This is a genomic window from Pseudomonas atacamensis, assembly GCF_017167965.1.
GTDB classification, from domain to species: domain Bacteria; phylum Pseudomonadota; class Gammaproteobacteria; order Pseudomonadales; family Pseudomonadaceae; genus Aquipseudomonas; species Aquipseudomonas atacamensis.
In genome coordinates, this window is sequence record NZ_CP070503.1 from 4505016 (window position 1) to 4528228 (window position 23213).

Here is a 23213-nt window from a genome sequence, read left to right on the forward strand (position 1 = left end):
TTCAACTTGCAGCTTGAAGCTTACCGCTTGCAGCTGCGTCTTGTTATTCGTTGTCGAGGCCCTTGCGCCGGTATGGGAAGACGTCGATGACCTTCCCCGCCCGAATCGCCTCCTGCAAGCCCTTCCAGTAATCGGCGTTGTACAACTCGCCATGCAATTGATCGAACAATTTCCGCTGCCCGGCATCGGCAAACAGGAACGGCGGAAACTCCTCGGGAAACACGTCCAGCGGTCCGATCGAGTACCACGGCTCAGAGGCCATTTCATCCTCCGGCGTGCGCGGTTGCGGGATGTGGCGGAAGTTGGCTTCGGTCAGGAAGCAGATTTCGTCGTAATCGTAAAACACCACGCGCCCGTGACGGGTGACGCCGAAGTTTTTCAGCAGCATGTCGCCGGGAAAAATATTCGCCGCCGCCAATTGCTTGATCGCCAGACCGTAATCTTCCAGCGCTTCACGTACCTGGGCGTCGTTGGCATTTTCCAGATAAAGGTTGAGTGGGGTCATCCGCCGCTCGGTCCAGCAGTGGCGAATCAGCACGGTTTCGCCTTCGACCGAAACCGTCGACGGCGCGACCTCTAGCAGTTCCTCCAGACACGCCGGATCGAACTTGCTCAGCGGAAAACGAAAGTCGGCAAATTCCTGGGTATCGGCCATGCGCCCGACCCGATCGACGCTTTTCACCAGCCGATACTTTTCGATCACCGTGGCGCGGTCGACGTTTTTCGACGGCGAAAAGCGGTCCTTGATGATTTTGAATACGGTGTTGAAACCCGGCAGGGTGAACACGCTCATGACCATGCCGCGCACGCCCGGGGCCATGATGAACTGATCGTCAGTGTTGGCCAGGTGATTGATCAGCGCGCGGTAGAACTCCGACTTGCCGTGCTTGTAGAAGCCGATCGAGGTGTACAGCTCGGCGATGTGCTTGCCCGGCAGAATGCGTCGCAGAAAACCGATGAACTCCGCCGGCACCGGTACATCGACCATGAAATACGAGCGGGTAAACGAGAAGATGATCGATACATCGGCTTCGTCGGTGATCAACGCATCGATCTGAATGCCCCTTCCTTCGCGGTGCAACAGCGGAATCACCAGCGGCCATTGCTCATCGCGGGTGTAAATGCGTCCGACCAGATACGCGCCTTTATTGCGGTAGAGCACCGAGGAAAATAGCTCGACGCTCAGCTCCGGGTCCTTGCACACCCAGTCCGGCAGGTTCTCACGCAATTGCGCTTCGAGCCGCAGCAAGTCGCCGGGCAGATCAGCGTAATCCTCGCTGAAGCGGTAATCGGAAAAAATACTCGCGAGCATCCCGGACAACTGGCCCTGCGGCTTGTATGTGCGGGTTTGCGCGGCGCGGGCCCGGCGCAGGCTCGGGCGCGTGGTGTGGATGAACATGCAGCCGTCGCTGATCAGGTCGTGGCTGAACAGCCCGCAGAAAATCGAGTTGTACCAGGTCTCGGACAGCTCATCGTCGAAGCGCAGGTCGATCACACTGATGTAGGCGCTTTTCACCAGCGGCCAGCAGCTGACGTTCTTCAGGGTTTCTTCGTCGAAATACTCGCGCAGGCGAGCGACGGTTTCGCCAACCTTTTCTTCGTACAGACTGATCCGCGCCGCCGAGACGACCTGCGCCTCCTGCCAGCGCGCCTGTTCGAAGCGCTCCCGCGCGCCGTCGGTGATGCGGCGGAAATGCTCGCGGTAATCGTCGAAGCCGGCGAGGATCATCCGGGCGATCTCGGTGGCTGGCCATTGCTGCGACATAAATGAAACCTCGGCGGGAATTCGGTTGGTCTGAGCTTAGTCACGGAAACGCTCGCAGGAAAAGCGCAATTTCTGCCAAAACCGATACGGGGTTGACCGTAGACGGGGTTTCTCGCGCAGGTAAATCCCAAGGCAGAATTAAAAGCCCGAATAGCGGTTGCCATGATCCGGACGCTCGGCAACACTCTCGTCCCGATCAAGCAAGGAGCCCGCCGTGAGCCCTGTCGATATTTTCCGTATGTTGTCGCTGGCCGCTATCTGGGGCGCGAGTTTTCTGTTCATGCGCATCATTGCCCCGGTGATCGGCACGATCCCGACCGGGTTCTTTCGCGTGTCGATCGCGGCTGCCGGGCTGCTGGTGATACTCGGGCTGATGCGCATCAGCTGGGACTTCAAGGGCAAGCTGAAAACCGTGATGCTGCTTGGCGTGATCAACTCGGGGATTCCGGCGACGTTGTATTCGGTGGCGGCGCAAGTATTGCCGGCCGGCTATTCGGCGATCTTCAACGCCACGACACCGCTGATGGGCGTGTTGATTGGCGGTTTGTTCTTCAGCGAAAAACTCACAGCGGCCAAGCTCAGCGGCGTGTTCCTCGGTCTGTTCGGCGTCGGTGTGCTGACGCGCGCCGGTCCCGTAGCCTTCGATCTGCAACTGCTGATGGGCGCGGTCGCCTGCCTGCTGGCGACCACTTGCTACGGCTTTGCCGGATTCCTCGCGCGGCGCTGGCTGGATCAGGCCGGCGGGCTGGACAGCCGTTTGTCGGCATTGGGCAGCATGCTCGGGGCGACGTTGTTTTTGCTGCCGCTGTTCGCCTACAGCACCATTACCGCGCCGCCGGTCAGCTGGGGCGGCTGGCATGTCTGGCTGTCGCTGCTCGGCTTGGGCCTGGGCTGCACGGCGTTTGCCTACATCATCTATTTCCGCCTGCTCAGCTCGATCGGCCCGGTGAAGTCGATGACCGTGACCTTCATGATCCCGCCGTTCGGCGTGTTGTGGGGGGCGTTGTTGCTGGATGAGCCGTTGTCGATGGCGCACATTTACGGCGGGGTGCTGATTGCGGCGGCGTTGTGGCTGGTGTTGAAGCCGGCGGTGGTGAAGCCTGCAAAGGTGTCAGTCCGTTAGATTTTCTGCCGCAGATATTCGCGAGCAGGCTCGCTCCGACAGAAAAATACATTCCAATGTGGGAGCGAGCCTGCTCGCGAACGGCGGCGCAACAAGCGCCACCTGCCTATCGGCTATCCGGTTTTACGGAACACAAATACCAATCCAACAATGATCAGCAGCATCCCCAGCACACCCAACGCCGCCAGACGATTACCGAAAATCAGGTAATCCATCACTGCCGTCACCGCGGGCACCAGATAGAACAGGCTGGTGACATTCACCAGATTGCCCCGCGCGATCAGTCGATACAGCAACAGCGTCGCCAGCATTGAAACCACCAGGCCCATCCATAACACCGGGACAATGAAGCCTGCGCTGTGTTCGAAGTGAAACGGCTGGAACGGTACGAAAATCGCGCACAGCAACAGGCCGGCCAGGTACTGCACTGGCAGCGTGCCGAGCGGATTGTCGGTGATGCGTTTTTGCATGATCGAGCCGAGCGTCATGCTCGCCAGCGCCAGCAAACCGAACAGCATGCCGGCCCAGGACATTCCAGCCAGACCGATCCCTTGATAAACCACCATGATCAGCCCGGCCAGGCCCAGCGCCAGGCCGAACAGGCGGCTCGCCGAACGCTGCCGTTCCATCAAGACCACGGTGAGGATCGGCTGAACGCCCATGATCGTCGCCATTACCCCCGGCGTGACTTTGCAATCCAGCGCCAGCAGATAAAAGATCTGATAGGCCCCGAGCAACACCAGTCCCGTGGCGATCGCGAACAGCATCGGCTTGCCACCCTTGGGCAGCTTCAATCTCAGCAGCGGCGCCAGCAACACCAGCCCGCACAGGGCGATGGCGAAGCGAATCAGCAGAAAGGCAAAGGGCGAAGCATGGGCGAGGCCCCACTTGGAGAAAATCGCCCCGCTGCTCCACAGCAGAACGAACAGGCTCGTGGACGTCGCCGCGAGCGCGGATTGTTTCGAAAGGACAAACATGAATACCACCTGTAGTCAGGCAAGAAGCCAACTCAGCCGAAGCTGAAATTCAGTAGGTTGTTCTGGCGGGCGCAGGGGTCAGCAGAAACTGCCGATCAACCCCGCACACCAACGCCCGGCGGCGAAACGACTGCGCACACCGGCGTGCTACTGACAGGTGGAGGGTAATGACTGATCTGCACAGGCTGCCGATTCCCGCACGGCACGACGCCAGCGTTGACCGCTGAATCGACTACCGCGTTGATGAGGGATGCAGGCATGAATGCTGATCTTTAGTGAGGAAATGAACGCGCGAGCCAGGCGGCTCGCGGGCTGACTATAACCAGCCCGGGACATAGATTGCAATGACTTGGGCGAAGGGCCGGTAGCGACAGTCTGGCGCCGGGTGGTTAGGGTTATTGGCGCGGCAACGGATTGTCAGGAGACATGGAATGCAAGAGATCATATGCCAAGGGAACGGACGTATTTGCGGTATCAGGTTTATCGGTCGGAGGCGAGGAAGCGGGCGGGTGTTGCGACTGCGCAGATGCGATGCATTTCGGGAGCCGACATGTCTGAAGTCCGCTTTGAGCCTATTGATGCTGAAGCACTCGCAGTTTATCAGTCTTGGGACGACCCGATTTTCTCGTGGGAAGACGTCGTCGTCTGGAAAGCTCGAGAACCTCTGTCTCTGGATATCGCAATCTGGTTTGAACAAGAGCTCTGCGGGCTATGCTTCGCAAATCCCAACAATAGCCGCCAGCGGATTCGCATCGTGCGACTGGAGGGCAAACCCGGAAAGGCTCACCCGCTGAAAAACCAAATAGCCGCTTTGGCATTGCTCGCCATCGACGAATTCGCCCGAATTATTGGCAGCCAAGTCATCGAAGTTCAGGAACCTATGCCGGGAGCCATTCCGGTTTATCAACAACTCGGCTTCACATTTGATGTGCAAGGTCGCCTTGTTCTACCAGTGGAGAGTAAAGTATCGTGACATCTGTTCATTTAATGACCAGCGAGGGAGGGAGTATGCGCAAAGTCGTAAGAAAATCCCCAAGCAAGAAGGAATTGCGCGAGCCGGTGGAAAAGCTTGATCGACTGGAGTTATCCGCGAATCAGCGCCGTTTTCTGCAGGTCCTTGAAAACGGAACCGACGTGACCGAGCCCAACCTGCTCGCCGGCCGTCCTTGAACCCATCAAAAAAAACCGCTCCTGAGGAGCGGTTTTTTATTTCTGAGCCAGCGTCAACCAAACAACCAATACCCCAGCAACGTCAGCACCAGCACCGCCAGCACCGGGCGCATTACCCTGTAGGCCTTGGGATGCCGGCGCTTCCACTGCTTGACCACGCCGCTGAAACGGTCGCTGAAGTTCTTGCTCCAGGCATAAGCCTGGTTGATGCCGCCAACGCGTTCATCATCAAGATTCTGCGGCGCGGTGGCGCGGCCGAGCCAGCCGCTGATGAAGCGGTTGATCCGGGTCATCAGGCGGTTGCTCAGCGGGCGTTCGATGTCACAGAACAGAATCACCCGAGTCTGAGCGGTTTCATTCTTGACCCAGTGCACGTAGGTCTCGTCGAACATCACGTCATCGCCGTCGCGCCAGGCATAGACCTGACCGTCGACAAAGATCCGGCAATCATCGGAGTTGGGTGTCGACAGGCCGAGGTGATAACGCAGGGAGCCGGCGAACGGGTCACGGTGCGGATTGAGGTGACTGCCGCCCGGCAGCAGCGCGAACATCGCGCCCTTGACGTTGGGTATGGCACTGACCAGCGCCACGGTTTTCGGGCAAAGAGCTTCGGCCGATGGCAGCGGTTTGTCGTACCACTTCAGATAAAAACGCTTCCAGCCCTTCTTGAAGAACGAACCGAAACCGGCATCGTTGTTCTTCTCGGCGGCGCGAATGTAGCCTTCGTCGAACAGGTGCATAGCTTCGTCGCGAATGGTTTCCCAGTTGTCGCGCAGTACATCCAGCTCCGGAAACTTGCTGCGATCCAGATACGGTCTGGATGGCACTGCGGAAAACAGGTACATCAACGCGTTGTACGGAGCAAAGAGTGCGGAGTGGTTGACGAACTGGCGCAATACCGGCAAACGCGCCTTGCCGCGCAAATGCACATAGAGCGTGCTGCCCAGAAACAGCAACAGCACAAACGCCTTGGCGGCAAACGAAACGGTCATCAACGACTCCTTGAATAAAGACAACGCTGCGCAATGCCCTTTTCCCGGCATGGCAGCCGGCCATGATAAACACTACCGGCTCCGGGAAAAACCCGCCTGACACAAGATTCAGTGTTAAGCATTACGCAACAAAGCCTTTATTAACATGCAGCGCCTGAACCCCGGCTGACCTGAATCAACAGGCTTACTGCTGGTTCTCCTGCTCGGTGAACAGGTCACTGAACAGCATGCTCGACAGATAACGCTCGCCCGAATCCGGCAGCACCACGACGATGGTTTTGCCCTGCATCTCTGGTTTCTCCGCCAGACGCACCGCCACCGCCATGGCAGCACCGCAGGAAATCCCGCACAAAATCCCCTCTTCCTGCATCAGGCGCAAAGCCATGGCCTTGGATTCTTCATCGGTCACCTGTTCGACGCGATCGACCATCGACAGATCAAGATTCTTCGGCACAAAACCGGCGCCAATGCCCTGAATCTTGTGCGGGCTCGGCTTGATCTCGGCACCGGCCAACGCTTGCGTAATCACTGGCGAAGACGCCGGCTCGACGGCCACCGACAGAATCGGTTTCCCGGCGGTGTTCTTGATATACCGCGAGACACCAGTAATGGTTCCACCGGTACCTACGCCAGCCACCAGCACATCCACGGCGCCGTCGGTGTCGTTCCAGATTTCCGGGCCGGTGGTCTTCTCATGAATTGCCGGGTTGGCCGGGTTATCGAACTGCGCCGGCATGAAGTATTTGTCGGCATCGCTGGCGACGATTTCCGCAGCTTTCTCGATGGCACCCTTCATGCCCTTGGCCGGCTCGGTCAATACCAGTTCCGCGCCCAAGGCTTTCAGAACCTTGCGGCGTTCGATGCTCATCGATGCCGGCATGGTCAGCATCAATTTATAGCCACGCGCAGCGGCAACGAAGGCCAGACCGATACCGGTGTTACCGGAAGTCGGCTCGACAATGGTCATGCCCGGCTTGAGTCTGCCGCTGCTTTCGGCGTCCCAGATCATGTTGGCGCCGATTCGGCATTTGACCGAGTAACCGGGGTTGCGCCCCTCGATCTTGGCCAGGATCGTGACGCCGCGCGGCGCGATGCGGTTGATCTGGACCAGCGGCGTATTACCGATGGAATGGGCATTGTCAGCGTAAATACGGCTCATGGCTGGGTCCTTATGCAGCGTTGAATTCAGCCTTCCAAGGTAAGCCCGTTGCCGATCACAGTCCAGTCGGGTCGAACGTCTGCAAACGCGCGGAGTCAATCGCTTTGAATCGTCAAGCCACACTCTTGAAGGAACAATGGCATGAAACGTCGTTACAGCTGGCCGCTCTGGACCCTGACGGGTGTCGTGGTGCTGCTGGTCGCCCTGCATTTCGCCCTGCCCTATCTGGTACGCGACTACCTCAATGACAAACTTGCGGACATGGGCGATTACCGTGGCCAGATCACCGATGTCGACCTCGCGCTGTGGCGCGGCGCATACAAAATCAACGGCCTGAAGATCGTCAAGGTCGACGGCAAAGTACCGGTGCCGTTCGTCGATGCGCCGTTGATCGACCTGTCGGTGAGCTGGCATTCGTTGTGGTACGACCATGCCGTGGTCGCGCAGGTGCAATTCCTCAACCCCGAAATCAACTTCGTCGACGGCGGCCCCAACAAGCAGAACTCGCAGACCGGTCAGGGCACCGACTGGCGTGAGCAGTTGGGCAAGCTGCTGCCGATCACCCTCGATGAGGTGCAGATCAACGACGGCCGTATCACCTTCCGCAACTTCAATTCCAAGCCGCCGGTGAACATGAACGCCAGCAACGTCAACGCCAGCATCTACAACCTGACCAATGTGGTCGACAAGGAAGGCAAACGCGACGCGCGCTTTGAAGGCAAGGCGTTGCTGCTGGGGCACGCGCCATTGGAAACCAACGCCACCTTCGATCCACTGAGCAACTTCGAAGACTTCGAATTCCGCCTGCGCGCCCGTGACATCGAGCTCAAACGCATGAACGACTTCGCCGCCGCCTACGGCAAATTCGACTTCAACGCCGGCCACGGCGATGTGGTTATCGAAGCCAAGGCAGAGAAAGCCCGACTCACCGGCTACATCAAACCCCTGCTGCGCGACGTCGACGTATTCAACTGGCAGCAAGACGTCGAAAACAAGAACAAAGGCCTGTTCCGCTCAATCTGGGAAGCACTGGTCGGCGGCACCGAGACCGTGCTGAAGAACCAGAACAAAAACCAGTTCGCCACTCGCGTCGAACTCAGCGGCAATGTTCACCAGCAGAACGTCAACGCCTTCGAAGCGTTTTTGCAGATTTTGCGCAATGGCTTCATCCAGGCATTCAATGCGCGGTACGAACGGCCGAAGCCAGATGAGGATTAAGTTTTGCGGTTGACGACATATCGACCTGTGTCTTCGGCCGCTATCGATGAACGCTGTTGCAGCGAATCCCAGCCCAGACAGGCCAACGCCAAAGAACGTGGCACTGCTTCACGCCCATTGCTGTAACGGCTGATGCTGCGAGCGCTCACACCGAGCGCTTCGGCCGCATCATTGAGAGAAAGTCCGGTACGGGCGCGCCAATCGATAAAAATGCGCGTGTTCTCATCCTGGGCATTTTGCGCTAGCGCATCCATATACAAGGTGTCGGCACCGATCTGTACGTCGGGTTCAATCCATTCAACGATCCAACCCTCGTCCCCGACTGCGGCAGTCGCAAAGACTTCGCGATCAAGCAGTGGCCGCAGACCTGGATAAGTATGAATATCCGTCCCCAAATCAACTGTCAGTTCCTGACCATTGATAAATGTCAGTGCCAACCTGAAATCTGACAGGACGCGCGCAGATCGCAGACGCGGCCGTTTCATGGGTAACATCGATCTTCTGCCCTTTTTACTAACCGAGCAAGAAAGGCTATCGCCAAATCGGCGATACCGGAATACTGGCCATCCGCCGAGACTGAGTCAACATGTGACGCTCCATTCAGAGACTGAATAAGCCGTCTGCGTTCACAGTCGACCGGCGTGCGCGTTATAGTCGGGCATCCGATTATTTCGCCCCGCCCTGCCCGTAAGGTCAGCGTTACCGTTCGAGGATTTGCAGATGAAGTTCGAAGGCACCCAGGCCTACGTCGCCACCGATGACCTGAAGCTGGCGGTCAACGCCGCCATCACCCTGGAACGGCCGCTGCTGGTCAAGGGTGAGCCGGGCACCGGCAAGACCATGCTCGCCGAGCAACTGGCCGAGTCGTTCGGTGCCAAGCTGATCACCTGGCACATCAAATCCACCACCAAGGCCCATCAGGGTCTGTACGAGTACGACGCGGTCAGCCGTTTGCGCGACTCGCAGCTGGGCAATGAAAAAGTCCACGATGTGCGCAATTACCTGAAGAAAGGCAAGCTCTGGGAAGCCTTCGAGTCCGAGGAGCGGGTGATTCTGCTGATCGACGAAATCGACAAGGCCGACATCGAGTTCCCTAATGACTTGTTGCAAGAACTCGACAAGATGGAGTTCTACGTTTACGAAATCGACGAGACCATCAAGGCGAAGAAGCGCCCGATCATCATCATTACCTCCAACAACGAGAAAGAGCTGCCGGACGCCTTCCTGCGCCGCTGCTTCTTCCACTACATCGCCTTCCCCGACCGCACTACCCTGCAGAAAATCGTCGACGTGCACTACCCGGACATCAAAAAGGACCTGGTCAGCGAAGCGCTCGATGTGTTCTTCGACGTGCGCAAGGTACCGGGCCTGAAGAAAAAGCCTTCGACATCCGAGCTGGTCGACTGGCTGAAGCTGTTGATGGCCGACAACATCGGCGAAGCGGTGCTGCGCGAGCGCGATCCGACCAAAGCCATTCCGCCACTGGCAGGTGCACTGGTGAAGAACGAACAGGACGTGCAACTGCTTGAGCGCCTGGCGTTCATGAGCCGGCGCGGCACCCGCTAAGAGGCCGCTGCCATGTTGCTCAACCTGTTCAACGAAATGCGTGCAGCCAAGGTACCGGTGTCGGTGCGCGAGCTGCTCGACCTGATCAACGCGCTGAAACAGCGTGTGACCTTCGCCGACATGGACGAGTTTTATTACTTGTCGCGGGCGATCCTGGTGAAGGACGAGCGCCATTTCGACAAGTTCGACCGCGCGTTCGGCGCCTATTTCAATGGCCTGGAGAAACTCGACGATCACTTGCAGGCGCTGATTCCCGAAGACTGGCTGCGTAAGGAATTCGAGCGCTCGCTGAGCGAAGAAGAACGCGCGCAGATCCAGTCCCTTGGCGGGCTGGACAAGCTCATCGAGGAATTCAAGAAGCGTCTGGAAGAACAGAAGGAACGCCACGCCGGCGGCAACAAATGGATCGGCACCGGCGGCACCAGCCCGTTCGGTTCCGGCGGTTTCAACCCGGAAGGCATCCGGGTTGGCGACGCCGGCAAGCGTCAGGGCAAAGCGGTCAAGGTCTGGGATCAGCGCGAGTACAAGAACCTCGACGATTCGGTGGAACTGGGCACACGCAATATCAAGGTCGCCCTGCGTCGTCTGCGCAAGTTCGCTCGCCAGGGTGCGGCGGAAGAACTCGACATCGACGGCACCATCGACCACACCGCCAAGGACGCCGGCCTGCTGAACATCCAGATGCGCCCGGAACGGCGCAACACGGTGAAGCTGCTGCTGTTGTTCGACATCGGCGGCTCGATGGACGCGCACGTGAAGATCTGTGAGGAATTGTTCTCGGCCTGCAAGACCGAGTTCAAGCACCTGGAGTACTTCTACTTCCACAACTTCATTTATGAATCAGTGTGGAAGAACAACATGCGCCGCACTTCCGAACGCACTTCGACCCAGGATCTGCTGCACAAATACGGCGCCGACTACAAAGTTATCTTTATCGGTGACGCGGCCATGGCGCCGTACGAAATCACCCAGGCTGGCGGCAGCGTCGAGCACTGGAACGAAGAGCCGGGTTACGTGTGGATGCAGCGCTTCATGGAGAAATACAAGAAGCTCATCTGGATCAATCCGTATCCGAAGGACACGTGGGGCTATACCTCGTCGACCAACATCGTCCGCGATCTGATTGAGGATCAGATGTATCCGCTGACGTTGCGCGGGCTTGAGGAAGGGATGCGGTTTCTTTCCAAATGACGACCTGACCGTTCCCATGCTCCGCGTGGGAATGCATCAAGTCACGCTCTGCGTCACAGGGACGCGGAGCGTCCCGGGCGGCATTCCCACGCGGAGCGTGGGAACGATCAACATCTGTGGGAGCGAGCCTGCTCGCGAAGCTTTTAGCGATCTTTGAAGCGCTGCAAATACTCGACATGCTCGCGGTGCGCGACGTCCTGCACTACCGGCCTCAATTTCACCTTCGCTCCCGGCAGGCATTGCGCCAACCGCGCCAACGACAGCGGCGTCAACGCGCCCAGGCGCGGATAGCCACCAATGGTCTGGCGATCGTTGAGCAACACAATCGGCTGCCCGTCCGGCGGCACCTGCACTGCCCCCAACGGAATCCCCTCGGAGATCATCGGCGCGCCTTGATATTGCAACGCCGCGCCGAGCAGGCGGATGCCCATGCGGTCGGCGCGACTGTCGATGGTCCAGGTGCTGTTGAACACATCAAACAGGCTCTGCCCGCTGAACTGGCCGATCTGTGCGCCGAGCACCAAGTCCAAAGGCGCGTGCATTTTGAAATCCGGCCGCAGCGCCGAAGGCATTTCGCGCACCGCTGGCGCTTCGCCGCTGTAACCGAGCGCCGCCCCTTTGGCGAGCGGAAGGCCCATGCCATCAAGTCCGCCCAATTCTTCTCGCAGTACCGTGGCACTGCTGCCCAGTACCTTGGGCGCAGTAAAACCACCGGGTGCGGCCAGATAAACCCTGGCGCCGAGCAAAGGCTGGGTGAAGCGCAATGTCTGCCCTTTCGCCAACCGGAAACTGCGCCACGGCGCCAGCGGCTGGCCGTCGATCTGCGCGCCGAGATCCGCTCCTGCCAGCGCCAGCAGGCAATCCTCCTCAGCCACCACAGCAAACCCGCCGAGGGTGATTTCAACCACCGCCGCATTCAGTTCATTACCCAACAGCCAATTGGCCCAGCTCATCGAGCACCAATCCGCCGCGCCGCCCTGGGTCACGCCCATATGTCGCACGCCAAACCGCCCGGCATCCTGCAACAGGCACAGCGGTGTGCTGGCTTCGATCGTCAATCGACTCATGCCAACGCCTCCAGTGGTGTGTCATCGCCGCCCAAGCGTATGAATTCGGCGTGGTCGACCGCTTCGAAGCGCACCGTGTCGCCGGGTTGCATCAGACTGTAGCCGTCGCGATGGCGATCGAAGAGTTTCGCCGGGGTGCGCCCGATCAGGTTCCAGCCACCGGGCGAGACCACCGGATAAGCCGCGGTCTGCCGCTCGGCGATACCGACGCTGCCGGCGGCGACTTTCTTGCGCGGTGTGCTCAAGCGTGGCGCGGCGAGCATTTCTTCGACCAGGCCCATGAAGGCAAAACCCGGCGCAAAGCCAAGGGCGAACACCTGATACTCCCGCGCACTGTGGCGACGAATCACCTCCTCCACCGCCAGCCCGCTGCGTTCGGCCAACAGGCTCAGTTCCGGGCCGACACTCAAGTCGTACCAGACCGGCAAGACGTGACACTGCCCAGCGCTTCGCGCATTCGGCGCCAGATCGACCAGCGCTGCGGCGATCAATTCGCGCGCCTGCGCCGGACTCAACAGCGTCAGATCGTAATGCACCATCAACGTCGTATAGGACGGCACCAGATCGATCAGTTGTGCACCAAACGCCGTGCGCAAGCGCTCGCTGGCGGCGAGCATCCACGGCATGTTGACTTCGGCGATGTCATCGAACAGACGCAGCATCAGGCAATCGAGCGCCACCACTTCAACCCGTGGATTCATGACGCACTCGACTGCTGCAAGGCCTGACGAATACGCCGCACGGCGGCCACGGAACTGGCGTTGTCGCCGTGGACGCACAAGGTGTCGGCGCGCAGGATCAAGGCGCTGCCATCGCTGGCGCTGAGTTCGCCGCCACGGGCGATGGTCAACGCTTGCTCGATGATTTTTTCGGCATCGTGATGCACTGCGTCCGGCAGTTGCCGTGAGACCAGCCGACCGCCACTGTCATAGGCACGGTCGGCGAACGCTTCAAACCATAGAGTTACGCCGTATTCATCGCCGATCTGCTGCGCGGCAGCGTTGTCGCGTGTTGCCATCAACATCAGCGGCAGGCTGCGGTCATACGCGGCCACGGCCTGCACCACCGCGCGCAACTGCGCCGGGTTGGCCATCATGTCGTTGTACATCGCGCCGTGGGGTTTGACGTAACTCACACGCCCGCCCTGCGCCTTGCAGATGCCGTCGAGGGCGCCGATCTGGTAATGCAGGATGTCCTGCAGCTCTTGCGCGGAATACGCCATGGAGCGTCGGCCGAATCCGACCAGATCCTGATAGGCCGGGTGCGCGCCAATCTGCACGCCGTGTTCGAGGGCCAGCGCCACGGTTTTGCGCATGATGCTCGGGTCGCCGGCATGGAAACCACAGGCAACGTTGGCGCAATCGATGAAGGGCATGACTTCGGCGTCCAGACCCATGGTCCAGCTGCCGAAGCTCTCGCCAATGTCGCAATTCAATAGCAGGCGGCTCACGGTGAACACTCCTGTAGCTGCTGGTCTTTTTATCTGTAGGAGACTTCTGCGCAGGGTATCAGTTACTGCGCGTCGAGTTGCTTGCCACGGGTTTCCGGCAGGCTCAGCGCCGCCAGAATCACCACGCCGTAAGACACCGCCGCGAAGGCGCCGATGCCCATGCTCAATGGCACTTTCTGGCTGAGCAGGCCGATCAACAGCGGGAACAACGCCGCCAGTGCGCGGCCGATGTTGTAGCAGAAACCCTGACCCGAGCCGCGAATCCGCGTAGGAAACAATTCAGTCAGAAACGCGCCCATGCCGCTGAAAATCCCCGAGGCGAAGAAGCCCAGCGGAAAGCCCAGCCAGAGCATCACGCCATTGCTGACCGGCATCTGCGTGTAGAGCAGAACGATGGTGAACGAGCCGACGGCAAACAAAATGAAGTTCTTTTTCCGCCCCAGCAGGTCGGTCAGATACGCGCTGATCACATAGCCGACGTAGGAACCGACGATTACCATCGCCAGATAACCACCGGTGCCGAGCACGCTCAAACCGCGCTCGTTCTTGAGGAAAGTCGGCAGCCAGGAGGTAATCGCGTAGTAGCCGCCCAGCGCACCGGTGGTCAGCAAGGAAGCGCGAAACGTGGTGAAGAGCATTCCCGGTGCGAAGATCTCGTAGAACTTCGCCGGGTTTTCCGGAGTTTGCGCAGCTTTGGCTTCGCGATAAATCTCAGGATCTTTCACCAGGCGACGGACGAAAATCACGAATATCGCCGGCACGATGCCGAGGATGAACAGCGCCCGCCAGGCATCTTCCGCTGGCAGCACCGAGAACAGCAACGCGTACAGAATCGCCGTCAGGCCCCAGCCCAACGCCCAACCGGATTGCACCATGCCCACCGCTTTGCCGCGATCCTTGGCGCGGATCACTTCACCGATCAACACCGCGCCGGCGGTCCATTCACCGCCGAAACCGAAGCCCATCAAGGTGCGGGCGATCAGCAATTGTTCGTAGTTTTGCGCGAAGCCGCAGAGGAAGGTGAAGAAGGCGAACCACAGCACCGTCAGTTGCAGGGTGCGCACGCGGCCGATGCGGTCGGAGAGGATCCCGGCGACCCAACCGCCGATCGCCGAAGCGATCAGGGTACTGGTGTGAATCAGCCCCGCTTCGCCCGTGGTGATGCCCCACATCGCGATCAGCGTCGGCACGACGAAGCTGAGCATCTGCGTGTCCATGCCGTCCAGACCGTAGCCGATCTTGCAGCTCCAGAACGTGCGGCGCTCCTGCTGGTTGATGTTGCGATACCAGTCGAACGGCCCGGGGCGCGTCACAGGCTTGGATAACGGGAGGGTGTCGGGAGCACTCATGGCAAATCTCCGCAGGGCTTTTATTGGTCTTGTTCGAAGCTCCGACGACGCCTATCGTGGGAACCGGATGCGCCGATTTTTCGTCGCCCTGCCCTGCGCCGTCCAACGAATAAAAACCCGCCTTAGGCATAAGAAAAATTTGTCAGCCGAGCCTTGTCCATGAATCTGAAGTTTCTCGAGACCTTTGTCTGGGTCGCGCGCCTGAAGAGTTTTCGCCTGACCGCCGACAAGCTGTTCACCACCCAGGCGTCGATTTCCAGCCGCATTGCAGTGCTCGAAGGCGAGCTGGGCGTGAAGCTGTTCCTGCGCGATTCACGCGGCGTCAGCCTGACCCCGGAAGGCTTGAAGGTGCTCGATTACGCTGAACAGATGCTCGACACCATGGCGGCGCTGAAACAATCGATCGAAACCCGTTCGAGCAAGGTCGGCCGGGTGCGTATCGGCGTGATGGACACGGTGATTCATACCTGGCTGAGCCCACTGGTGGCGCAGATGACCGATCTGTATCCACGGGTGGAGATCGAGTTGGTCGCAGATACCGCGCTGAACCTCTGCGACCAGCTGCAAAAGGGCTTTCTCGATCTGGTGTTGCAAACCGATCTGATCCGCCACGAAAGCGTGCGCAGCCTGGAGTTGGCCAGCCATCCGCTGGGCTGGATTGTCGCCAGCAATTCGATCTACAACCGCGACTACGCCGACCTCGCCGAACTGGCGCAGGAGCGGATCATCACCTACTCGAAAAACTCACGGCCGCATCAGGATATCGTCGCCCTGATGCAAGCCAACGGCGTGCTGGCGCCCCGCTTGAATTGTGTAAATTCGGTGTCGGCGATCACCCGGTTATTGCGTGACGGCTTTGGTGTCGGCGCCCTGCCGCCGGTGCTGGTGGCCGAAGAGCTGGCGCGCGGCGAATTGATCTTGCTCGACATCGAGCAGCGGCCGGCGAATCTGCCGGTGGTGGTGTCGTGGCGGGTCGGGGTTGAGTGGGTCGAGGAGATTGTGACGTTGTGTCAGCAGGTGCTTGCAGAGTACGCGCAGAAAGTCGGCAAAAATTACATTTCCCTTACGTCATGATCGTTCCCACGCTCTGCGTGGGAATGCCTCAACGGACGCTCTGCGTTCGCCTTTGGGGACGCAGAGCGTCCCGGGCTGCATTCCCACGCAGAGCGTGGGAACGATCATCAGAGGCCGCGGACGTCGCGATCTTCGATCGGTCGGCTCTGGCGCAGGCGGCGGCCGCCGAGAACGACCCAGTCGATCAGGCGGAACAGGCATTCGATGCCGAACGACAGCAGCAACGCGCCGCTCATGCCCCAGATCATCGCCTCTGGCGTCAGCAGGATCTGGTAGCTGTAGCCGTTCCAGGTTTCCTTGCGAATGTCCGGATCAGCAGCCAGGACCACTTGCAGGAAGCGCACATACCACGGGCCTTGCATCGCCTGGAATTGCTTGTCCAGCGCGACCTGACGGGTGAGCAAGGTGTTCAGGCTGTCGGCATCGCTGCGGAAAATCGGGTCTTCGCTGGCACGGTAATGTGCGACCAGCGCCTGCATGTCGCCTTTGAAAAACTGATCGGCCGTGCCCTGGAAACCACGCAGGCCGGTCTGCGCTTCGATCAGGTGCGCTTCGACACGCTGGGCGTAATCGTTGATGAACCCCGGCACCTGGACACCGATCAACAGGCCCGCCGCAAACAACACCAGCCGTAGATAACTGAGCAACATGGATGCAAATCCTTATTCGGTCTTGCCCTGGCTGACGCATTCGCCGCGTCGCCACAGGCTCCATTGGCCCGGTTCGTAGCGGGTCCAGGTTTCGTTTTCGGTCAGAGGCTCGGTGGCAATCACCGTGACCACATCGTTGGGCGTGGTTTCGGCCTGGAAGTCGACAATCACATCGACATCCTTGAGCCGCGCCGGGCCGAACGGTGCGCGCCGGGTGATCTGAGCGAGTTTGGTCGAGCAGTAACAGAACAGCCAGTCACCGTCGCTGAGCAGGCAATTGAACACGCCTTTGCTGCGATATTCGGCGCACGCTGCGACCAGATCCGGCAGCAGCACTTCGATATCGACCGGCTCGGGGAAGGCTGCGCGTACCCGGTTGAGCAGGTCGCAGAATGCCGCTTCGCTGTCGGTATCGCCGACCGGGCGGTAGAAACTCTTGATCGCAGTGAAATCGGCGAGCTGGCCGTTGTGCGCGAAACACCAATTGCGCCCCCACAGTTCGCGGACGAACGGGTGGGTGTTGGACAGGCAGACCTTGCCGACGTTGGCCTGGCGGATGTGGCCGATGACCACTTCGCTCTTGATCGGATAGCGCTGCACCAGGTTGGCCACTTCCGACTCGCTGCTCGCCGCCGGATCCTGAAACAGACGCAAACCGCGCCCTTCGTAGAAGGCAATGCCCCAGCCGTCGCGGTGCGGTCCGGTGCGGCCGCCGCGCTGCATCAGGCCGGTGAAGCTGAACACGATGTCAGTCGGCACGTTGGCACTCATGCCCAGTAATTCACACATGTGCGGACTCTCGGGTTACAGACGCGGCTCGACCCGCATGCGCTGCGGATTGTTCGGCACTGGCGGGCGACCGTAGCGGTCATTACCGGCGCCGCCGAACGGTTGATCATCGTCGCGCTCTTCGGCACGGGCCGCGGCCTTGGCGGCCTCGGCGCGTTCACGCCGCGCTGTCGAGGCGCGCTCGATCGGCAGGCGGATCAAGACGAAAACCAGATACACCCCGAAGGCGATCATGCCGTACATGAACAGATCGGAAACCGCGCGCCAGGCGTTGTTGCCGACCTTGAACAGCATGTCCAGGGCGGTGATGGCGATGGCCGGTGCAACTTTGGCTTTCACCGGATCGACGATGGTCGGGCTGAACAGCAACACCGCCATCAGCACACGCAGCGGCTCGCGCAGCCAGCGCCACATCCAGGTGGTCAGGCGCATCCATACCAGCAGGCAGCCCACGGCGGCAAAGGCGTAAAGGCCCCAGGCGATCAGATAGTCGTTCTCGGTCATGGTGTCCATGGCAAGGCAGGCAAATAGGCGCTTATAGTAACGACTTTTCGCCCATGCGGCTTGTCCCAATACCAGACGGCCACTGTTATCCCTGTGGGAGCGAGCTTGCTCGCGAATGCGGTGTGTCATTGCAGCAAAAGTCATCTGCCAGGACGCCTTCGCGAGCAAGCTCGCTCCCACAGGGCTCTGCGGCGGTTTCAAAATACGCGAAACCTTTATCCGAATATTGTCCGAGAGCCTCCCATGCCCGAATCCGCCAATGTCATGACTGCCCCGATTGCCCAGCGGGCGCCCGGCGCCGACCCGTATGCCTGGCTGCAGGAGCGCGACACCGACGCGGTGCTCGACTACCTCAAGGCTGAAAACGCTTATCAGGAAGCGCAAACCGCCGATCAGGCCGAACTGCGTGAAAGCCTGTTCAATGAGATCAAGGGACGGATTCTCGAGACCGATCTGTCCCTGCCCTCGCCTTGGGGCCCGTATCTGTATTACACGCGCACCACCGCCGGTGACGAATACGCCCGGCACTACCGCTGCCCGCGTCCTGCCGACGACAGCCTGACCCTCGATGAAAGCCGCGAGCAGCTGCTGCTCGACCCGAATGCGCTGGCCAACGGCGGTTTCTTCTCGCTCGGTGCGTTCAGCATCAGCCCCGATCACCAGCGCCTGGCCTACAGCGTCGATGCTTCGGGCGACGAGATCTACACGCTGTTCGTCAAAGAGCTGTCCAACGACAGGGTCAGCGAACTGGAATTCGAGGACTGCGACGGCAGCATGACCTGGGCCAACGACAGCCTGACCCTGTTTTTCGGCGTGCTCGACGACACCCATCGCCCGCATAAACTGTTCCGCTATCGCCTCGATGGCACTGCCGCTGAAGAGGTTTTTCACGAGCCTGATGGGCGGTTCTTCCTGCATTGCTACCGCGCCAGCTCCGAACAGCAATTGCTGCTGTCGCTGGGCAGCAAGACCACCAGTGAAGTCTGGGCGCTGGACGCCAATCAGCCGCATCTGCCGTTCAGCTGCCTGGCGCCACGGGTCGAAGATCACGAATACGACGTCGACCACGGCCTGCTCGATGGCGTCTGGACCTGGTTTATCCGCACCAACCGCGACGGCATCAACTTCGCTCTGTATCAGGCCCCGGACACTGGCGTGCCGCCGAGCGAGGCCGACTGGCAGAACCTGATCCCGCACAACGAAGAAGTGATGCTCGACGGCGTCAGCCTCAACGCAGAGGCGATGACCTTGAGCTTGCGCGAAGGTGGCCTGCCGATCATAGAGGTTCACCCGCAGGGCTTGGCGTCTTATCGCGTGCAATTGCCCGATGCGGCCTACAGCCTGCATGTGCAAAACAGCCTGGAATTCGAGAGCGATCGCATTCGCTTGCGCTACGAAGCGTTGAATCGCCCGGCTCAGGTGCGTCAGTTGATCCTCGCCAGCGGCGAGCAAACGGTGCTCAAGGAAACCCCGGTACTCGGCCAATTTGATGCCGACGCCTATGTCAGCCAACGTCTATGGGCCACCGCCCCCGACGGCACGCAAGTGCCGATCAGTCTGGTGATGAAACGCGAGATGGTCGGTAAACCGGTGCCGCTGTATCTGTACGGTTACGGCGCCTACGGTTCCAGCCTCGACCCATGGTTTTCCCATGCACGCCTGAGCCTGCTCGATCGCGGCATGGCCTTCGCCATCGCTCACGTACGCGGTGGTGGTGAATTGGGCGAAGCCTGGTATCGCGCCGGCAAGCAGGAACACAAACACAACACCTTCAGCGACTTTATCGCCTGCGCCGAGTTTCTGATCCTCAACGGCATCACCACGGCGGAAAAACTGGCGATCAGCGGCGGCAGCGCCGGTGGCCTGCTGATCGGCGCGGTGCTCAATCAACGCCCGGATCTGTTCGGCGTAGCGATTGCCGAAGTGCCGTTCGTCGACGTACTCAACACCATGCTCGACCCCGAGCTGCCGCTGACCGTCACTGAATACGACGAATGGGGCAACCCGGAGGAACCGGACGTCTATGATCGGATCAAGGCTTACGCGCCGTACGAAAACGTCACCGCGCAGGCTTATCCGCCACTGCTGGTGATCGCCGGTTACAACGACAGCCGTGTGCAGTATTGGGAGGCGGCCAAGTGGGTGGCGAAATTGCGCGCGACCAAGACCGACGACAATGTGCTGCTGCTCAAGACTGAATTGGGTGCCGGGCATGGCGGCATGAGCGGGCGCTATCAGGGATTACGTGACGTAGCGCTCGAATATGCATTTGTGTTCAAGGTTTTGCAGATTGCCTGAGGAACTCTTTGGGTGGCTTGGGTCTTAACTGCAGACCCTTGTGGCGAGGGGATTTATCCCCGTTGGGCTGCGAAGCGGCCCCAAACCCTGCAAACTCAGTATTCCTGAAGCACCGAGTTGGCAGGATTTGCGACTGCTGCGCAGCCGAGCGGGGATAATTCCCCTCGCCACAAAAGCCCATTCCTACGGGATCCGTGTATAGCCTTGAAATGTGATAACAAAAAGACCGCATCGACATGTCTGAACCGACCTTTCTGAACAACGAAATTCGCGACTGGCTGATGGACTGTGGCCTGTTCGATCAATTGCAACTGGCCGACTTTGCGGCCGCTTCCGGTTACTTCAGCATCAGCACCGTGGCTGAGGGCGAGGCGATTTTTCGCGAGGGTGATGCCGGCAGTTTCATGTGCATCATCCACACCGGCCAGGTCGCCGTGCAGAAAACCGGCGCTGACGGCCAGGTGATCACCATGGCCACCCTGCGCAGCGGCCGGGCCTTCGGTGAAATGGCCGTGCTTGATGGCGAACGCCGTTCGGCCACGTGTATCGCGGCGAGCAATTGTCAGTTGCTCAACCTGGGCAAGGACTCGCTGGAGAAAATGCTCAACGACGCACCGAAAATCGCCGCAAAGATCATCCGCGCCCTCGCCGTCTCGCTGTCCAAACGCCTGCGCATGGCCGACGGCCAACTCGCCGCACAACAGGTTTAACCGCCGGGGGACTTGACCTTGTTGCCGTTCGGCTCGATGCCCGGCACCGGTTGATCCTTGCTCGGCGGGCTGGGCATTTCGATCGGCACCAGCGGCGGGCTGCCGCTGCCGGCGCCCGACTTGGGCAGGGTGATCGGGGTGATCTGCGGATACGGCGTCGGCGTCGCAGTGCCGGGCGAACCGGGTTGCGGCGTCGGGCTGACCGGAACGCTCTGCTGGGCCTGCACTGCAGTAATCGCAAGCGCGGCCAGGGTAATGACCGTTAGAATGGTGCGCTTCATCAAGGGCTCCGTTTGGCCTTTAGTCTGAGCTCAGGCTACTCCCAACGCGCCTGCTTGCCTTCCCCCCTTTAGAGATTTCCATGAAACGTTTCGTTCTGCTCGACACCACCCCGATCCCTGAAAACGGCGGTGCCCTGTGCCTGTTCGAGTATGGCGAGGATTTCGTCATCAAGATCCAGGGCGGCGACGGCGGGCAGTTGATGAACACGCGCATGCACGGTTCCGAGGACGCACTAGCGGAAATCCCCTGCCGCAAGGTCGCCGGCCGGCCGAATTCGCGGGTGTTGATCGGTGGCCTGGGCATGGGTTTCACCCTCGCCTCGGCACTCAAGCATCTGGGCAAGTCCGCCGAGGTGGTGGTCGCTGAGCTGGTGCCCGGCGTGGTCGAGTGGAATCGCGGCCCGCTCGGGGAGAAATCCGGTCGGCCATTGCTCGATCCGCGAACGGTGATCCGCATGGAAGATGTGGCCAACGTGCTGCAAAGCGAGCCGAACGGTTTCGACGCGATCATGCTCGACGTCGACAACGGCCCTGAAGGTCTGACCCAGAAGGCCAACAGTTGGCTGTACTCCGCCGCTGGTCTGAATGCCTGCGCCAAGGCCCTGCGCCCCAAAGGCGTGCTCGCGGTGTGGTCGGCCAGCGCCGACCGGCAGTTTTCCGACAAATTGAAGAAGGCCGGTTTCAAGGCCGAAGAAGTCCAGGTCTTCGCCCACGGCAACAAGGGCACCCGCCACACGATCTGGATTGCCGAGAAGCTCAAGGGCTGAGCTAAACTCTGCGCATAACCGTCATCAGTCTTTCTGCAAAGGTGAACCCATGAGTTCGTCCACCCCCACCAACACGTCGAAGCTGGACCGCATCCTCGCCGACAACCAGCGCGACAAGGAAATGGGCTACCGCGACAAGGCCCTGAAAATGTACCCGCACGTCTGCGGCCGCTGCGCCCGCGAGTTTTCCGGCAAGCGCCTGAGCGAACTGACCGTGCACCACCGCGACCACAACCACGACAACAACCCGCAGGACGGCTCGAACTGGGAGCTGTTGTGCCTGTATTGCCACGACAACGAACACTCGCGTTATACCGATCAGCAGTATTTCGGCGACGGCTCGCTGAGCACACCAAAGATCGCCAAGGCCACGCATAATCCATTTGCGGCCCTCGCTGGCTTGATGAAAAAAGAAGACTGAAGATCTTCATCGCCTGAGCTGGCCCTTTCGCGAGCAGGCTCGCTCCCACAGGGGATGTGGGAGCGAGCCTGCTCGCGAAAGCGGCCGGCCAGACATCACAAATCTCGAATCTGCCCGCCCTCCCCCAATCCCCGTATAATCGCCCTCTTTTTCCGAAGGCACCCCGCTCGTGGCAGACAAACGGTACAGCTGCATTGGTTTGTATAACCCCAAATCACCGGAGAACGTCGGTTCGGTGATGCGCGCCGCAGGCTGTTACGGCGTGGCGTCGGTGTTCTACACCGGCAAGCGTTATGAACGCGCCGCCGACTTCGTCACCGACACCAAGCGCGTGCACTACGACATCCCGCTGATCGGCATCGATGATCTGAAAAAAATCCTTCCGCTCAACTGCGTGCCGGTCGCCGTGGAACTGGTCGACGGCGCCCGGCCGCTGCCCGAATACACCCACCCCGACCGAGCCCTGTACATCTTCGGCCCCGAGGACGGTTCGCTGGATAAAGAGATTCGCGACTGGTGCGAAGACGTCGTGTACATCCCGACCACCGGCTGCATGAACCTCGCCGCCACCGTCAACGTCGTGCTCTACGACCGCATGGCCAAAGGCCTGAACACCCGCTCCGGGCCGAAATTCCGCTGAAGCGTCGCACATTCGATGGAACAAGCTGACCGCCCTGGCAGTCAGCTTATCT

25 protein-coding genes are annotated in these 23213 nt (G+C 60.0%); 12 read left to right on the forward strand and 13 right to left on the reverse strand.

The features are described from left to right. Nucleotides 1-43: 43 nt before the first annotated feature. Nucleotides 44-1765 carry a bifunctional isocitrate dehydrogenase kinase/phosphatase gene (aceK, locus tag JWU58_RS20510; RefSeq protein WP_206420882.1) on the reverse strand — a complete coding sequence of 574 codons (1722 nt, stop codon included), beginning with the start codon at nucleotides 1763-1765 and terminating at the stop codon, nucleotides 44-46. A 214-nt stretch (nucleotides 1766-1979) separates the two neighbouring features. Here aceK and JWU58_RS20515 point away from each other — a divergent pair, with 214 nt between their 5' ends. Next, nucleotides 1980-2888 carry a DMT family transporter gene (locus tag JWU58_RS20515; RefSeq protein ID WP_206420883.1) on the forward strand — a complete coding sequence of 303 codons (909 nt, stop codon included), beginning with the start codon at nucleotides 1980-1982 and terminating at the stop codon, nucleotides 2886-2888. A 113-nt stretch (nucleotides 2889-3001) separates the two neighbouring features. Here the strand turns inward: JWU58_RS20515 and JWU58_RS20520 are convergent, their stop codons facing one another. Further along, nucleotides 3002-3865, reverse strand: coding sequence for a DMT family transporter (locus JWU58_RS20520; RefSeq protein WP_206420884.1), 864 nt, complete (start codon nucleotides 3863-3865; stop codon nucleotides 3002-3004). Between the two features lie 550 nt (nucleotides 3866-4415). Here JWU58_RS20520 and JWU58_RS20525 point away from each other — a divergent pair. Both JWU58_RS20525 and JWU58_RS20530 read left to right on the forward strand, forming a co-directional pair. Next, on the forward strand, nucleotides 4416-4838 hold the full coding sequence (locus JWU58_RS20525) for a hypothetical protein (protein ID WP_338139253.1): 423 nt from the start codon (nucleotides 4416-4418) through the stop codon (nucleotides 4836-4838). A 35-nt stretch (nucleotides 4839-4873) separates the two neighbouring features. Further along, complete coding sequence (locus JWU58_RS20530) at nucleotides 4874-5035, forward strand: hypothetical protein (RefSeq protein WP_016771212.1); 162 nt, start codon at nucleotides 4874-4876, stop codon at nucleotides 5033-5035. Nucleotides 5036-5088: 53 nt separating this feature from the next. Here the strand turns inward: JWU58_RS20530 and JWU58_RS20535 are convergent, their stop codons facing one another. Then, on the reverse strand, nucleotides 5089-6027 hold the full coding sequence (locus JWU58_RS20535; RefSeq protein WP_041478836.1) for an aspartyl/asparaginyl beta-hydroxylase domain-containing protein: 939 nt from the start codon (nucleotides 6025-6027) through the stop codon (nucleotides 5089-5091). A gap of 184 nt (nucleotides 6028-6211) precedes the next feature. Beyond that, nucleotides 6212-7186 (reverse strand): cysteine synthase A, encoded by a 975-nt coding sequence (cysK, locus tag JWU58_RS20540; protein WP_016771214.1) that lies wholly within the window; start codon nucleotides 7184-7186, stop codon nucleotides 6212-6214. Nucleotides 7187-7327: 141 nt separating this feature from the next. On the opposite strand from cysK, the gene JWU58_RS20545 reads away from it, so the two are divergent. Beyond that, entirely contained in the window at nucleotides 7328-8404 is a 1077-nt protein-coding gene (locus tag JWU58_RS20545; RefSeq protein WP_206420886.1) for a DUF748 domain-containing protein, read from the forward strand. Here JWU58_RS20545 and JWU58_RS20550 read toward each other — a convergent pair. Continuing rightward, the gene (locus JWU58_RS20550; RefSeq protein ID WP_123442900.1) at nucleotides 8401-8898 is read right to left on the reverse strand and encodes a helix-turn-helix domain-containing protein; all 498 of its coding nucleotides are present in this window, start codon (nucleotides 8896-8898) and stop codon (nucleotides 8401-8403) included. The two genes, JWU58_RS20545 and JWU58_RS20550, sit on opposite strands and share 4 nt — an antisense overlap. 226 nt (nucleotides 8899-9124) lie before the next feature. Between JWU58_RS20550 and JWU58_RS20555 the strand changes: the two genes are divergently transcribed. Both JWU58_RS20555 and JWU58_RS20560 read left to right on the forward strand, forming a co-directional pair. Further along, the gene (locus JWU58_RS20555) at nucleotides 9125-9970 is read left to right on the forward strand and encodes an AAA family ATPase (protein ID WP_007911294.1); all 846 of its coding nucleotides are present in this window, start codon (nucleotides 9125-9127) and stop codon (nucleotides 9968-9970) included. A gap of 12 nt (nucleotides 9971-9982) precedes the next feature. Further along, nucleotides 9983-11161 (forward strand): vWA domain-containing protein, encoded by a 1179-nt coding sequence (locus JWU58_RS20560; protein ID WP_123442901.1) that lies wholly within the window; start codon nucleotides 9983-9985, stop codon nucleotides 11159-11161. A gap of 143 nt (nucleotides 11162-11304) precedes the next feature. Here the strand turns inward: JWU58_RS20560 and JWU58_RS20565 are convergent, their stop codons facing one another. The 4 genes from JWU58_RS20565 to JWU58_RS20580 all read right to left on the reverse strand — a co-directional run bounded on the left by JWU58_RS20565 (nucleotide 11305) and on the right by JWU58_RS20580 (nucleotide 15027). Then, on the reverse strand, nucleotides 11305-12228 hold the full coding sequence (locus JWU58_RS20565; protein ID WP_206420887.1) for a 5-oxoprolinase subunit C family protein: 924 nt from the start codon (nucleotides 12226-12228) through the stop codon (nucleotides 11305-11307). Continuing rightward, nucleotides 12225-12929: a 5-oxoprolinase subunit B family protein gene (locus JWU58_RS20570; RefSeq protein WP_206420888.1), complete on the reverse strand. Its 705-nt coding sequence runs from the start codon at nucleotides 12927-12929 to the stop codon at nucleotides 12225-12227. The genes JWU58_RS20565 and JWU58_RS20570 overlap by 4 nt, the downstream gene beginning before the upstream one ends. Continuing rightward, a complete protein-coding gene (locus JWU58_RS20575) occupies nucleotides 12926-13678 on the reverse strand; it encodes a 5-oxoprolinase subunit PxpA (protein WP_206420889.1) in 753 nt (250 codons plus the stop codon). Before JWU58_RS20575 ends, JWU58_RS20570 begins: the two co-directional genes overlap by 4 nt. Nucleotides 13679-13740: 62 nt before the next feature. Next, the gene (locus tag JWU58_RS20580) at nucleotides 13741-15027 is read right to left on the reverse strand and encodes an MFS transporter (RefSeq protein ID WP_071174695.1); all 1287 of its coding nucleotides are present in this window, start codon (nucleotides 15025-15027) and stop codon (nucleotides 13741-13743) included. Nucleotides 15028-15186: 159 nt separating this feature from the next. Between JWU58_RS20580 and JWU58_RS20585 the strand changes: the two genes are divergently transcribed. Then, nucleotides 15187-16101 carry a LysR family transcriptional regulator gene (locus JWU58_RS20585; RefSeq protein WP_123442906.1) on the forward strand — a complete coding sequence of 305 codons (915 nt, stop codon included), beginning with the start codon at nucleotides 15187-15189 and terminating at the stop codon, nucleotides 16099-16101. A gap of 107 nt (nucleotides 16102-16208) precedes the next feature. Here JWU58_RS20585 and JWU58_RS20590 read toward each other — a convergent pair whose 3' ends face one another. From JWU58_RS20590 to JWU58_RS20600, 3 genes are read right to left on the reverse strand one after another with little or no spacing between them, the layout of a single operon-like run. Then, nucleotides 16209-16751, reverse strand: coding sequence for a DUF2937 family protein (locus JWU58_RS20590; protein WP_016771223.1), 543 nt, complete (start codon nucleotides 16749-16751; stop codon nucleotides 16209-16211). 12 nt (nucleotides 16752-16763) lie between these two features. Continuing rightward, nucleotides 16764-17540, reverse strand: coding sequence for a class II glutamine amidotransferase (locus tag JWU58_RS20595; RefSeq protein WP_041478844.1), 777 nt, complete (start codon nucleotides 17538-17540; stop codon nucleotides 16764-16766). Between the two features lie 15 nt (nucleotides 17541-17555). After that, nucleotides 17556-18053, reverse strand: coding sequence for an MFS transporter (locus tag JWU58_RS20600; protein WP_206420890.1), 498 nt, complete (start codon nucleotides 18051-18053; stop codon nucleotides 17556-17558). A 234-nt stretch (nucleotides 18054-18287) separates the two neighbouring features. Here JWU58_RS20600 and JWU58_RS20605 point away from each other — a divergent pair, with 234 nt between their 5' ends. Together JWU58_RS20605 and JWU58_RS20610 are read left to right on the forward strand one after the other, a co-directional pair. Next, complete coding sequence (locus JWU58_RS20605) at nucleotides 18288-20342, forward strand: S9 family peptidase (protein WP_206420891.1); 2055 nt, start codon at nucleotides 18288-18290, stop codon at nucleotides 20340-20342. Nucleotides 20343-20578: 236 nt separating this feature from the next. Then, entirely contained in the window at nucleotides 20579-21052 is a 474-nt protein-coding gene (locus JWU58_RS20610) for a cyclic nucleotide-binding domain-containing protein (RefSeq protein WP_016771227.1), read from the forward strand. Here the strand turns inward: JWU58_RS20610 and JWU58_RS20615 are convergent. Further along, nucleotides 21049-21333, reverse strand: a complete 285-nt coding sequence (locus tag JWU58_RS20615; protein WP_016771228.1) for a hypothetical protein — start codon at nucleotides 21331-21333, stop codon at nucleotides 21049-21051. The two genes, JWU58_RS20610 and JWU58_RS20615, sit on opposite strands and share 4 nt — an antisense overlap. Before the next feature lie 80 nt (nucleotides 21334-21413). Here JWU58_RS20615 and JWU58_RS20620 point away from each other — a divergent pair, with 80 nt between their 5' ends. The 3 genes from JWU58_RS20620 to JWU58_RS20630 all read left to right on the forward strand — a co-directional run bounded on the left by JWU58_RS20620 (nucleotide 21414) and on the right by JWU58_RS20630 (nucleotide 23161). Then, nucleotides 21414-22100: a spermidine synthase gene (locus JWU58_RS20620; protein ID WP_016771229.1), complete on the forward strand. Its 687-nt coding sequence runs from the start codon at nucleotides 21414-21416 to the stop codon at nucleotides 22098-22100. 49 nt (nucleotides 22101-22149) lie between these two features. Then, on the forward strand, nucleotides 22150-22521 hold the full coding sequence (locus JWU58_RS20625; protein ID WP_003222612.1) for a YajD family HNH nuclease: 372 nt from the start codon (nucleotides 22150-22152) through the stop codon (nucleotides 22519-22521). Nucleotides 22522-22690: 169 nt separating this feature from the next. After that, the gene (locus JWU58_RS20630) at nucleotides 22691-23161 is read left to right on the forward strand and encodes an RNA methyltransferase (protein ID WP_046816778.1); all 471 of its coding nucleotides are present in this window, start codon (nucleotides 22691-22693) and stop codon (nucleotides 23159-23161) included. Nucleotides 23162-23213 lie beyond the last annotated feature (52 nt).